This window comes from Pseudomonas sp. B424, assembly GCF_055408345.1.
The window spans coordinates 217,615-230,750 of record NZ_JBUZTL010000001.1; the positions used below are offsets into that span (position 1 = coordinate 217,615).

Annotated in this window: 7 protein-coding genes; 4 read left to right on the top strand and 3 right to left on the bottom strand. The window is 59.2% G+C overall.

Going from position 1 to position 13,136, the window contains the following annotated elements; translation table 11 throughout:
• The first annotated feature begins 279 nt into the window (after window positions 1–279).
• The 3 genes from ACZRMS_RS00835 (at window position 280) to msrA (ending at window position 5,258) form a co-directional block, all read left to right on the top strand.
• Entirely contained in the window at window positions 280–1,665 is a 1,386-nt protein-coding gene (locus ACZRMS_RS00835) for an alkaline phosphatase D family protein (RefSeq protein ID WP_463993705.1), read from the top strand.
• A gap of 185 nt (window positions 1,666–1,850) precedes the next feature.
• On the top strand, window positions 1,851–4,544 hold the full coding sequence (locus ACZRMS_RS00840) for a sensor domain-containing phosphodiesterase (RefSeq protein ID WP_463993706.1): 2,694 nt from the start codon (window positions 1,851–1,853) through the stop codon (window positions 4,542–4,544).
• 66 nt (window positions 4,545–4,610) lie between these two features.
• Window positions 4,611–5,258 carry a peptide-methionine (S)-S-oxide reductase MsrA gene (gene msrA, locus ACZRMS_RS00845; RefSeq protein ID WP_463993707.1) on the top strand — a complete coding sequence of 216 codons (648 nt, stop codon included), beginning with the start codon at window positions 4,611–4,613 and terminating at the stop codon, window positions 5,256–5,258.
• 95 nt (window positions 5,259–5,353) lie between these two features.
• On the opposite strand, the gene ACZRMS_RS00850 is transcribed toward msrA, so the two are convergent.
• A complete protein-coding gene (locus tag ACZRMS_RS00850; RefSeq protein WP_463993708.1) occupies window positions 5,354–6,193 on the bottom strand; it encodes a 23S rRNA (adenine(2030)-N(6))-methyltransferase RlmJ in 840 nt (279 codons plus the stop codon).
• Between the two features lie 174 nt (window positions 6,194–6,367).
• Complete coding sequence (gene putP, locus ACZRMS_RS00855) at window positions 6,368–7,855, bottom strand: sodium/proline symporter PutP (RefSeq protein ID WP_463993709.1); 1,488 nt, start codon at window positions 7,853–7,855, stop codon at window positions 6,368–6,370.
• A gap of 461 nt (window positions 7,856–8,316) precedes the next feature.
• Between putP and putA the strand changes: the two genes are divergently transcribed.
• A complete protein-coding gene (gene putA / locus ACZRMS_RS00860; protein ID WP_463993710.1) occupies window positions 8,317–12,270 on the top strand; it encodes a trifunctional transcriptional regulator/proline dehydrogenase/L-glutamate gamma-semialdehyde dehydrogenase in 3,954 nt (1,317 codons plus the stop codon).
• Between the two features lie 66 nt (window positions 12,271–12,336).
• Here putA and ACZRMS_RS00865 read toward each other — a convergent pair whose 3' ends face one another.
• A complete protein-coding gene (locus ACZRMS_RS00865) occupies window positions 12,337–13,017 on the bottom strand; it encodes a hypothetical protein (protein WP_463993711.1) in 681 nt (226 codons plus the stop codon).
• Window positions 13,018–13,136 lie beyond the last annotated feature (119 nt).

A 13,136-nucleotide genomic window follows, 5' to 3' on the forward strand; every position in this document is an offset into this window, starting at 1 on the left:
GCCTTCCTCACCGAAGGCCGGGGTAGCGCACTGTTTTCCGAGCGCCACGCTCGTACCTCAACCCCGCCATTTGGCGGGGCTTTTTTTTGCCTGCGATTCAGAGATCACTTGAGGGCGCAGTGGGTCCGGGCATTTTTATAAGTCCCACACCCCGCGCCTCTTCCGTACTACACCCCGCGCTGAGCCCGGGAGTGGGTCAGCCATCCAGGCACCTCTACGGTTAACCAAAGGACTTTAACCGCGCGACAAATAGCGCCTTACATCAGAAAGGATTTCGATGTGAACAGACCGACCGTTGGACCGATCGTGGGCTTCACCACCGCACAACACGCCCGTATTTTTGTGCGCGGCGCATCCGATAAAAACAACGCTGTATTCGCCGGTATCCGGCATCGAAAGGTCGGCGAAAGCCAGTGGTCTTCGGGGGTGTATTCAAGGCTGAGCCCTGAGTTCGACATGTCCGACACTCTGGTCCTGAACGGGCTAAGCGCCGACACCGGCTACGAGTACCAGGCCGGCTGGTTCTCCACCACCCGCCATGACCACACACCCGAAACCGTCAAACAGCTCCCGCTCAAGTGGCCATCGTACTTCTACACCTTCAAGACCACGTCCGACCAACCCAACCGTATACGTCGCTACGTCGTGGGCTCGTGCCGCTACCTCAGGCTCACGGCAGGTGTACCGTCGGCACCGGAACTGGGGGACGAAATCTTCGGCTCCATCGGCTCACTGAACCGCCAGCGCCCCCTGGATGCCGTGGTGATGACCGGCGACCAGGTGTATGTCGACGACCTGAATGTCCTGCTGCCAGACCGCGAATTCGCCGCCATCAGCAAGAAATACCAGGCGGCGCTTTCACAACCCCATATCCGCAATCTGATGTCGGGCACGCCGACCTACATGATTCTCGATGACCACGAAATTGAAGATAACTGGCCGGCCAATCAGGGCAGAACTGACATAAGGCTCTACAACAATGCAATGAGCGCTTACGAGATCTATCAATGCAGCCATGGCCCCGCCCACGACCTGCTGCCCGGCGGGCGCATAAACCGCGATCTGCGCCGCTATTGGTACACGTTTGCCCATGGCGATATCGACTGGTTTGTCATGGACTGCCGCACGGAACGCACAGTGTCCGACAGCACCAAAAGCATGATCGGTACCGAGCAGGAATACGCACTGCTCAAATGGCTGATCAACAGCACGGCCAAGGTGAAATTCATCGTCAGCAGCGTCATGTTCATGCCCGATCAACAGCAGGGCGATGACGGCTGGAAGGCATTCCCAGCGCAGCGCAATCGCATCCTGGAGACCATTCGCTCCCACGCCATCAAAAACGTGGTGTTCGTCTCTGGCGATATTCACGGCTCCCTCACCTGCCAGCTGACCCACAGCAAAAGCCCGGAACTCATGGTGCACAGCATCGTGTCTTCACCACTGTGCAATACCAGGCTATTGCCATATGCCAATGCCCGCAGCCTCATCTTCGACCGCCCGCTGACAACGGTCGGCACAGGTGTTTACTCACCCCGGCTCATCAGCCGCGTCGTGAGTGAGGACAACTTCGCCTGCCTGACCATCGACGGCCAGCAGCTCAAGGTCGATTTCCATAACCGCAAAGGCCGGGTAATCGAGTCAGCGACCATTACGCTGACATAAAAATTAAAGGCTCAAATCCCTTGTCATCCGGCCTGTAGATATCTGCCGGCCGGCCGATAAACCCTCATAGCACTTAGCCTTTATGCTCACTTGTCAGCACCGTGAGCATGATGCAACCTTGCTGCAAACCACAGGAACAGAGTGGCCGCCCGTGCGTAATCAGCATTTGTGAAGCGAGTGCCTCAATGAAAAGCCAGCCCGATGCTGCCCCGCGTATGGCAGCCGAGGTCGTGACCCAGCTCCCCGTACCTTCCCGGCTCGGCATGCTGCGTTTCGAACGGCTGAACGAAGCCAGTTGGGCCTTGCTCTACCTCGACCCGCACTGCGAGCGCCAATTTGGCATACCGGCAGCAGAGCTGTGCGCGCTGATCGGCTCGCCCTACGCCAGCTTGATGGAGCCCCAGGCGCGCTATCGCCTGCACGATGCCATTGAGCACCAGCTGCGGGCCAGCCCCCACTACGTCGTGCATTACACCCTGCACACGGCCCGTGGACCGCTAAACCTGATGGAGCTGGGCGAGGCTTACAAACAGCACAACCGTCACCTGTTGCGCGGCTACCTCCTGGTGATTGAAGACATCGCGACCAACCCGTTGCCTGCCCCGGTGGCCGAGCTCGAAACCCAGAACAGCCGCCTGCAAATTGCCCTGGCGCTCAACCAGCGTACCCAGCAAGAACAGCTCCTGCACCTGGAGCGCGGACGGGCCCAGCAGGACCTGATCCTGCGCCTGGCCCGTCACAGGTACAGCCAGCACAACTCACTGCAAGAAGCCGCCGAGCTGATCACCCGCAGCGCCTGTGATATCTATCAGATCGACGCAGCCAGCCTGTGGAACCTTGAGGCCAATCAGCTACTGCCCGTGTCGGCCTTTCAGCGCGATACCCAGACCCACACTGCCCAGGCTGTCTTCGACGTCAGCCTGTTCCCCGACTACCTCGAAGCCCTGCACACCAGCCGCTCTATCGACGCGCAGAACGCCAGCCGCGACCCGCGCACCCGTGAGCTGGTCGCCAGCATGGGTCGACGCGAAGTCAATGCAATGCTCGATGCCAGTATCCGTATCGATGGTCAGGTGGTCGGCGTTCTGTGTCTCGAACAGATCGGCAAAACCCGTATCTGGCAGGCGGACGAAATTGCCTTTGCCGGCGAGCTGGCCGACCAGTTTGCCCAGGTCATCAACAACCACAAACGACGCACGGCCACCAACGCCCTGCACCTGTTCCAGCGTGCAGTGGAACAAAGCGCCAACGCCTTTTTGCTGGTCAACTGCAACGGCGTGGTGGAGTACGTGAACGCCAGTTTCACAGCCATCACCCAGTACAGCACCGAGGAAGTCCAGGGCCACAAGCTGTCAGAGCTGCCAGCGCTGGAAAACCTCAGCGAGTTACTCTTTGATGCCCACTCAAGCCTGAGCAAAGGCAATAGCTGGCAGGGCGAATTCAAAAGCCGGCGCAAAAATCTGGAGCCGTACTGGGGCCAGATGTCGATTTCCAAGGTGTATGGCGACAATCGGGAGCTGACCCACTACATCGGCATTTACGAAGACATCACCGATGCCAAACTGGCCCAGCAACGCATTGAGCGCCTGGCGTACACCGACAACCTGACCAACCTGGGCAATCGCCCGGCCTTTATCCGCAACCTCGACGAGCGTTTCGCCCGCAACAGCAGCACACCGGTCTGCCTGCTGCTGGTGGACATCGACAACTTCAAGCGCATCAATGACAGCCTCGGCCACCAGACCGGCGACAAGCTGCTGATCAGCCTGGCCCGCCGCCTGCGCAACAGCCTGAGCCCCGGCGACGGCCTGGCGCGCTTTGCCAGTAACGAATTCGCGGTATTGCTCGACGACACCGACCTGGCAAGCGGACAGCAAATTGCCAGTCAACTGCTGATGACTCTCGACAAGCCGATGTTCGTCGACAACCAGCTCATCAGCGTCACCGGCTCGGTGGGCGTTGCCTGCGCGCCCTTGCACGGGCGCGACCCGCAAACCCTGATGCGCAACGCAGGGCTCGCGCTGCACAAGGCCAAAGCCTGCGGCAAGCATCAGGTCCAGGTGTTTACTGAAGCGCTGAACGCCGAGGCCAGCTACAAGCTATTTGTCGAAAACAACCTGCGCCGTGCCCTGACGCAAAACGAACTCGAAGTGTTCTATCAGCCAAAGCTCTGCCTGCGCACCGGGCGACTTCTGGGCATGGAAGCCCTGCTGCGCTGGAACCATCCCAAAAACGGGATGATCCGCCCCGACCAGTTCATCAGCGTGGCCGAAGAAACCGGGCTGATTATCCCCATCGGCAAATGGGTCGCCCGCCAGGCCTGCCGCATGAGCAAGCAACTGAGCGTGGCCGGGCTGGGCAACCTGCAAGTGGCAATCAACGTCTCGCCCAAGCAGTTTTCGGACCCGGATCTGGTGGCATCGATTGCCAGCATCCTCAAGGAAGAGCGGCTACCGGCCACCCTGCTGGAGCTGGAACTGACCGAAGGATTGTTGCTGGAAGCCACCGACGACACCCGCCTGCAGCTCGACCAGTTGAAAAAACTCGGCCTGACCCTGGCCATGGACGATTTTGGCACCGGCTACTCTTCGCTCAGCTACTTGAAAAAATTCCCGATCGACATCATCAAGATCGACCGCAGCTTTATCAAAGACATCCCTGATAACCAGAACGACATGGAGATCACCTCTGCCGTGATCGCCATGGCCCACAACCTCAAGCTCAAAGTGGTTGCCGAGGGCATCGAAACCGCTGCACAGTTGGCATTCCTGCGCCGCCATCGCTGTGATGTGGGCCAGGGCTATCTGTTCGACCGCCCGATCCCCGGCAGCGAGTTGATAGAAAAGCTCAAACGCTACCCCCGTGGCCCCCTGGCCTGACAGCGCTGTAACACTAGGGCACACTACGGTCTGACTTCCTACACTCTGACTGAGAGGACTTGAAACATGGTCTTGCGCTCGGAAATCCTGGTGAATAAAAACGTGCTACCCACTAAAGAACAAGCCCTGCCGGGCCGCGACACCCACGTACAGCTGCCGGAAACCCACTACGTCACCGGCGAGCCGCTACTGGGCCCATTCACGAAAAATGTGGACTTTGCGATTTTTGGTCTGGGCTGCTTTTGGGGCGCAGAACGCAAGTTCTGGGAACGCGAGGGCGTGATCAGCACCGTTGCAGGCTACGCCGGCGGCTACACGCCGAACCCGACCTACGAAGAAGTCTGCTCGGGCCTGACCGGCCATACCGAAGTCGTGCTGGTGGTCTACGAACCAGAGGTCGTGAGCTACAAGCAATTGCTGGCAATGTTCTGGGAGCTGCATAACCCTACCCAGGGCATGCGCCAAGGCAACGACGTCGGCACCCAGTACCGCTCGGTGATCTACTGCACCTCGCCTGAGCAGCTGGAAGAGGCACTGGCCAGCAAGCAAGTGTTCCAGGCTGAACTGGACAAGGCTGGTCTGGGCACCATCACTACTGAAATCGACCAGGCGCCAACGGTCTATTTCGCCGAGGCGTACCACCAGCAATACCTGGCGAAAAACCCGCAAGGCTATTGCGGCATTGGCGGCACCGGCGTGACCTGCCCGATTTGATCGGTGGGAGCAGGCTTGCTCGCGATGGGTTCGACGCGGATGAAAGACCGCCTCGCCCGAATCGCGAGCAAGCCCGCTCCCGCATCAGCTTTCAGCTATTTTTCCGCGATCAACCACTCCATCTGCCAGCCACCCTGGGTTTGACCCAGTTTCTTGGCCAGCCACGGCAGCAGTTCACGCAGTTCCTCTTCCAGACCCCAAGGCGGATTGGCGATAGCCAGGCCCGAGCCATTGAGGCTGTTGGGGGTGTCCAGCGGGTGAACGAACAACTCAACCTGCAGCAACTTCGGCGCGCCTGAGCCCGCCAGGTCCTGATAAAAACGACGCAGTTGGCGCTTGTCCTTGATCGGATACCAGATAGCCACAACCGACTGACGCATACGGCTGATCGCATCTTTCAGCGATTCGGCGCAACGCTTCATTTCATCGAGTTTTTCAAACGGAGGGTCGATCAGCATCAATCCGCGCTTTTCAGCCACCGGCAGCAGCGCTCGCGGCACGTGCCAGCCTTCGCCCAAATGCACGGCTACCCGGCGATCGCCTTTCATGTTGTCTTTGAGCAACACGCCGTCTTCCGGATGCTTTTCGTTCAACAGCACACGGTCATTGGCACGAGTCAAACGCCGCGCCAGCTCAGGCGACCCCGGGTAATAGCGCAACTCGCCATCCGGGTTCATTTTATGCAGCACCTGCATGTAATCGTCAGTCACTGCAGGCAGGTTCTTCTGCCCCCACAACCGCGCGATACCTTCCAGATACTCGCCCGTACGATTGGCCTGGTCGCCCTTGAGGTCGTACAAACCAATACCGGCGTGGGTGTCCAGGTAAGCGAATGGCTGCTCTTTGCGCGACATCAAGGCGATGAGGCGGGTCAATACGATATGTTTGAGTACGTCGGCGTGGTTGCCGGCGTGGAAGGCGTGACGATAGTTCATGGTTGCTCCTGCGCAGGGGGCGAAGTTTACCTTGTACGCAGCGTAACGTCAGGTAGCGCACGGTTTTTCCGAGATACGGCAATCGCCGGTGGCGGCGCAAATAAAAACGGCCCGTCTCACCAGGAGACGGGCCGTTTCAGAACACCCTCAAGTCAGCGCAAGCGCTCGACCCGATCAGTGGTTCAGTTTGAAGTCTTTTTCAGCCGCATCGAAACGCTCAACCATGCCCTTGGTCGGGCCTTTGCCGGCGAGGCTCACCAGCAAAATGGCCAGGCTGGCCAGGATAAAGCCCGGGATGATTTCGTACAGACCGAACAGTGCGAAGTGCTTCCACACGATCACGGTGATGGCACCCACCAGAATACCGGCCAGTGCACCATTGCGAGTCATGCCTTTCCAGAGTACCGAGATCAGTACCACTGGGCCGAAAGCAGCACCAAAGCCTGCCCATGCGTAGCTCACCAGCCCCAGAACACGGTTTTCAGGGTTGGCGGCCAGTGCGATGGCGATCAGCGCAACAGCCAGAACCATCAGGCGTCCGACCCATACCAGCTCGATCTGCGAAGCATTTTTACGCAGGAAGGATTTGTAGAAGTCTTCGGTCAGGGCGCTGGAGCACACCAGCAACTGGCAGCTCAAGGTGCTCATGACGGCAGCCAGAATGGCCGACAGCAAGACACCGGCAATCCATGGGTTGAACAGCAGCTTGGCCAGCTCGATGAACACACGCTCAGGGTTTTCATTCACAGGACCCGCCACTTCCGGGTGCGCCGCGAAGTAAGCGATGCCGAAGAAGCCCACAGCCACGGTACCGGCCAGGCACAGGATCATCCAGGTCATGGAGATGCGACGTGCCTTGGCGATGGACTTGACCGAATCAGCGGCCATGAATCGCGCCAGGATGTGCGGCTGACCGAAGTAACCCAGACCCCAGCCCATCAGCGAGATGATGCCGATGAAGGACGTGCCCTTGAGCATGTCGAAGTTGCTTGGGTCCTGGGCTTCGATGGCCAGGAACGTGGTGTCCACGCCGCCAGTGGCCAGCAGCACGATGATTGGCGTCAGGATCAGCGCAAAGATCATCAGGGTGGCTTGAACGGTGTCCGTCCAGCTCACGGCCAGGAAACCGCCGATAAAGGTGTAAGCGATAGTCGCCGCAGCACCGGCCCACAGGGCTGTTTCGTACGACATGCCGAAGGTGCTTTCGAACAGGCGGGCACCGGCCACGATGCCGGAGGCACAGTAGATGGTGAAGAACACCAGGATCACGATGGCCGAGATAATCCGCAGCAAACCGCTTTTGTCTTCAAAACGGCTGGAGAAGTAGTCCGGCAGGGTCAACGCATCGCCGTTGTGCTCGGTCTGCACCCGCAGGCGACCGGCAACAAACAGCCAGTTCAGGTAAGCACCTGTCACCAGACCAATGGCGATCCAGCTTTCCGACAGGCCGGACATGTAGATTGCACCGGGCAAGCCCATCAACAACCAGCCGCTCATGTCGGAGGCACCAGCGGACAAGGCAGTTACAACGCTGCCCAGGCTACGGCCACCCAGAATGTAGTCGGAAAGGTTGTTGGTGGAGCGATAGGCCATCAGGCCGATCAGCACCATTGCTGCGATATAGATCACGAACGTGATCAGGGTTGGGTTGGTAATACTCATTGAATAAAGCCCTGGCATTGTTTTTATGTTTAGCGGCGGTCTGGCCGAACGCTCACAAACGTCCTGTCTGAGACGATTAACCTAGCCGCGCATTTATGACTGATGTTTCCCCAGGAAATCCATCAGCCGATGGAACCAAACTATGTAAGAGGTTGCACCTTAGCCGCGAATGCTATGCAACAAAGCAAATCAGGTGCAACCAGTTTCTGTCAGGCGAGTTGCACCTTGTCGCCTTTTCGTCTCAATTCGGTGTTTTTGCTCCTTTTCGGAGCAAAAACAGCGCAAAACCAAAGAAAAAGCACCAACCCGGCGCGCTCACTCCAGCCCATCAAGATTTTCCTGACGAAGCGTCGATCAATCCGCAAAAAAACGGGTTGCACTAGGTTGCACCTGTTTCAGCGCAGCGCTAATCTTGCCGCCAGCTGCTGCCACGCAAATGTGGCACCCATGAGGATAAAAATATGGCTACCACCACCCTTGGGGTCAAACTTGATGACCCTACCCGCGAGCGCCTCAAGGCCGCCGCGACCTCGATTGATCGCACGCCTCACTGGCTGATCAAGCAGGCAATCTTCAATTACCTGGAAAAACTCGAGGGTGGTGCAACCCTGACCGAGTTGAGCGGTATCCCTGGCGCCGCCAGCGATGACGCCGACGACGTGCACGCCGATCACGCGCATCAGTGCTTCCTGGAGTTTGCAGAAAGCATCCTGCCGCAGTCCGTATTGCGTGCCGCGATCACCTCCGCTTACCGCCGCCCGGAACCCGAAGTGGTCCCAATGCTGCTGGAGCAAGCGCGCCTGCCTGCACCGATGGCCGAAGCCACGCAAACCCTGGCCGCCTCGATTGCCGAAAAACTGCGCAATCAGAAGAGTGCCGGTGGTCGTGCCGGTATCGTGCAAGGCCTGCTGCAAGAATTCTCCCTGTCGTCCCAAGAAGGCGTGGCACTGATGTGCCTGGCCGAGGCGCTGCTGCGCATCCCGGACAAAGGCACCCGCGACGCCCTGATCCGCGACAAGATCAGCACCGGCAACTGGCACCCGCACCTGGGCAACAGCCCGTCGCTGTTCGTTAACGCTGCGACCTGGGGCCTGTTGCTGACCGGCAAGCTGGTATCGACGCACAACGAAGCAGGCCTCACCTCCTCCCTGAGCCGCATCATCGGCAAAAGCGGCGAGCCGATGATCCGCAAGGGCGTCGACATGGCCATGCGCCTGATGGGCGAGCAGTTTGTGACCGGCGAAACCATCGCCGAAGCCCTGGCCAACGCCACGCGTTTTGAAGCCAAGGGTTTCCGTTACTCCTACGACATGCTCGGCGAAGCGGCTCTGACCGAACATGACGCACAAAAGTACCTCGCGTCCTACGAGCAAGCCATCCACTCGATCGGCAAAGCCTCTCACGGTCGTGGCATTTACGAAGGCCCGGGCATCTCCATCAAGCTGTCGGCCCTGCACCCGCGTTACAGCCGCGCCCAGTACGAGCGCGTGATGGACGAGCTGTACCCGCGCCTGCTGTCGCTGACCTTGCTGGCCAAGAAGTACGACATCGGCCTGAACATCGATGCCGAAGAAGCCGACCGCCTGGAAATCTCCCTCGATCTGCTGGAACGCCTGTGCTTCGAGCCGCAACTGGCTGGCTGGAACGGCATCGGCTTCGTGATCCAGGCTTACCAGAAACGCTGCCCATACGTGATCGACTACGTGATTGACCTGGCTCGCCGCAGCCGTCATCGCCTGATGATCCGTCTGGTAAAAGGCGCGTACTGGGACAGCGAAATCAAGCGCGCCCAGGTCGAAGGCCTGGAAGGCTACCCGGTCTACACCCGCAAGGTGTACACCGACGTGTCCTACATCGCTTGCGCGAAAAAACTGCTGGCCGTACCCGAAGCCATCTACCCGCAGTTCGCCACCCACAACGCCCAAACGTTGTCGGCGATTTACCACATCGCAGGTCAGAACTACTACCCGGGCCAGTACGAATTCCAATGCCTGCACGGTATGGGCGAACCGCTCTACGAACAGGTTGTAGGTAAGATTTCCGAAGGCAAACTGAACCGTCCGTGCCGTGTGTACGCTCCGGTTGGTACCCACGAAACACTGCTGGCCTACCTCGTGCGCCGCTTGCTGGAAAACGGTGCGAACACCTCGTTCGTCAACCGCATCGCCGACCACACCATCGCGATCCACCAGTTGGTGGCCGACCCGGTGAGCCAGATCGAGCAGATGGCAACGGCGGAAGGCGGCTTCGGTTTGCCGCACCCGCGTATCCCGCTGCCGCGTGACCTTTACGGTAGCGAGCGCGCCAACTCCAGCGGCATCGACATGTCCAACGAGCACCGTTTGGCATCGCTGTCCTGTGCATTGCTGGCCACGGCCCACAACGACTGGAAAGCCGCACCGATGCTCGGTTGCGATTCCAGCAGCGAAGCACCTGCACCGGTACTCAACCCGGCCGATCTGCGTGACGTGGTCGGTTATGTGCAAGAAGCCACCATTGAAGATGCCGACAACGCCATCCAGTGCGCCCTGAGCGCCGCGCCGATCTGGCAGGCCACACCGCCCGCCGAGCGCGCTGCGATTCTGGAACGCGCCGCGGACCTGATGGAAGCCGAGATCCAGCCACTGATGGGCCTGCTGGCCCGTGAAGCCGGCAAGACCTTCGCCAACGCCATCGCCGAAGTGCGTGAAGCGGTCGACTTCCTGCGTTACTACGCAGTACAGGCCCGCAACGACTTCACCAACGATGCCCACCGCCCGCTGGGCCCGGTGGTCTGCATCAGCCCGTGGAACTTCCCGCTGGCCATTTTCAGCGGTCAAGTAGCTGCGGCATTGGCTGCCGGTAACCCGGTACTGGCCAAACCTGCCGAACAGACTCCGCTGGTTGCCGCTCAAGCAGTACGCATCCTGATCGAAGCCGGTATCCCGCAAGGCGTGCTGCAATTGCTGCCAGGTCGCGGCGAAACCGTGGGCGCGCGTCTGGTTGGCGACGATCGGGTCAAAGGCGTGATGTTCACCGGTTCCACCGAAGTTGCACGCTTGCTGCAACGCAACGTGGCAGGCCGCCTGGATGCTCAGGGCCGTCCTATCCCGCTGATCGCCGAAACCGGCGGCCAGAACGCCATGATCGTCGACTCCTCGGCACTGACCGAACAAGTGGTTATCGACGTGGTGTCCTCGGCCTTCGACAGCGCCGGTCAGCGTTGCTCGGCATTGCGCGTACTGTGCCTGCAGGAAGATTCTGCAGACCGCGTCATCGAAATGCTCAAAGGTGCCATGGCCGAATCGCGCATGGGTAACCCGGAACGTCTGAACGTAGACATTGGCCCGGTAATCGACGCCGAAGCCAAGGCCGGGATCGAGCAACACATCCAGGGTATGCGCGACAAGGGCCGCACCGTTTACCAGATGGCCATTGCCGACATCGAAGAATGCAAACGCGGCACCTTCGTCATGCCGACCCTGATTGAACTGGAAAGCTTCGATGAGCTGGAACGCGAAATCTTCGGTCCGGTCTTGCACGTGGTGCGCTACAAGCGCAAAGACATCGACCAGCTGATCGCACAGATCAACGCTTCGGGTTACGGCCTGACACTGGGCGTACACACCCGCATCGACGAAACCATTGCCAAAGTGGTCAACAACGTCAACGCCGGTAACGTCTACGTCAACCGCAACATCGTAGGTGCCGTGGTCGGCGTACAACCGTTCGGTGGCGAAGGCTTGTCGGGCACAGGCCCTAAAGCCGGTGGTCCGCTGTACATGTACCGCTTGCTGTCGACCCGTCCAAACAACGCCATCGAGCAGGCGTTTGCCAAGGTCGACACTGTCACCGCGCCAGACACTCAAGCCCGCGAAGCCATGAGCCAACCGCTCAATGCTCTGCAAGCCTGGGCGCAAAGCAACCAGCAAGCGGCGTTGGCCGAGCTGTGCAACGAATTCGCTGCCCACTCGCAAAGCGGCATCACCCGTTTACTGGCAGGCCCGACCGGCGAACGCAACAGCTACGCCATCCTGCCGCGCGAACACGTGCTGTGCCTGGCCGAAGTTGAAAGCGATCTGCTGACCCAACTGGCCGCCGTACTGGCCGTGGGCAGTTCGGCTGTACTGCCGGAAAGCGAACTGGCCAAAGCCTTGCTCGCCCGTCTGCCAAAAGAGGTGCAATCGCGCATCACGCTGGTGGCTGACTGGACCAAGGACGAAGTGATCTTCGACGCCGTCCTGCACCACGGCGACTGCGACCAGCTGCGTGACGTGTGCCAGCAAGTGGCCAAACGCGCTGGCGCCATCGTTGGCGTGCAGGGCCTGTCCCAGGGCGAAACCAACATCGCCCTGGAACGCCTTGTGATCGAGCGCGCCCTGAGCGTCAACACCGCTGCTGCTGGCGGTAACGCGAGCCTGATGACCATCGGCTGATGGTTTGATAGCGCAATAAAAAACCGGGCACCCACCAGGGTTGCCCGGTTTTTTTATGTCAAAAAATCAACCTTGGAGCATAAATACGGCATAAACAATGAGGCTCATGTACAGCACCCCGATAGCCATCCACACAATATTTGTACCGCTGAGCGCGCTATTGCAGCGGCCATTCGGGTCACCGCTCAATACATTGATTGCGCGCTGGGCCTCAACAAACATCCCGGCGCCGCAGGCAATCAATACCAGATTGGCATAAAGCACAAACACCGTATCCGTGGGCCGATTGAAAAACATGGACACCAGCACCGACAGCATGACCAGAAACATGATCAGCAAGCCTCTGGTCTCGGGGTGCCAGAAGTATGATCGGCCCTTCATGTCCAGGCCGTTCTGGACCTTCTCAAACAGGCAGAGAATAAAAAACGGCCAGAATACAGCGCGTATCAGCGGCGTGATCGGCGCCCCGGTCACTTCTTTGTAGGACGCCCAATTGCGGTACGACCAATAAAACATGTACCCGCCCGCCGTGAGCGCATACAGCAACAAAAACTTGCTGACGGAGACGACGTACAGCCCGTCCCGCTCGCCGTCAGACCGCGCCCTTTTATCCAACAACATACCGCCAGTAGCAGTTGAAGGGTTCATAACACGCCCATGCATATAGAGTGAGGGCGCAGTAGACACAATTTGCCCAATATAAAAATGCAGGAAAGGCCCGATACTTTTGTAAGAAAAAACCTTCATTGCGATTGTGCGGCCCCGGGCACGTGTAAGCCGTAATACATTGAAAACCTTTTTGACAGCCCGCCAATCGCGCAGGTTAGAATCGCTGGCACGCAGACTGCATGTTCCGTCTGCATCCT

Coding starts and splice junctions, on each gene's coding strand:
- ACZRMS_RS00840 (WP_463993706.1), top strand. CDS start 1,851: ATGAAAAGCCAGCCCGATGCTGCCCCGCGTATGGCAGCCGAGGTCGTG.
- msrA (WP_463993707.1), top strand. CDS start 4,611: ATGGTCTTGCGCTCGGAAATCCTGGTGAATAAAAACGTGCTACCCACT.
- ACZRMS_RS00850 (WP_463993708.1), bottom strand. CDS start 6,193: ATGAACTATCGTCACGCCTTCCACGCCGGCAACCACGCCGACGTACTC.
- putP (WP_463993709.1), bottom strand. CDS start 7,855: ATGAGTATTACCAACCCAACCCTGATCACGTTCGTGATCTATATCGCA.
- putA (WP_463993710.1), top strand. CDS start 8,317: ATGGCTACCACCACCCTTGGGGTCAAACTTGATGACCCTACCCGCGAG.
- ACZRMS_RS00865 (WP_463993711.1), bottom strand. CDS start 13,017: ATGAAGGTTTTTTCTTACAAAAGTATCGGGCCTTTCCTGCATTTTTAT.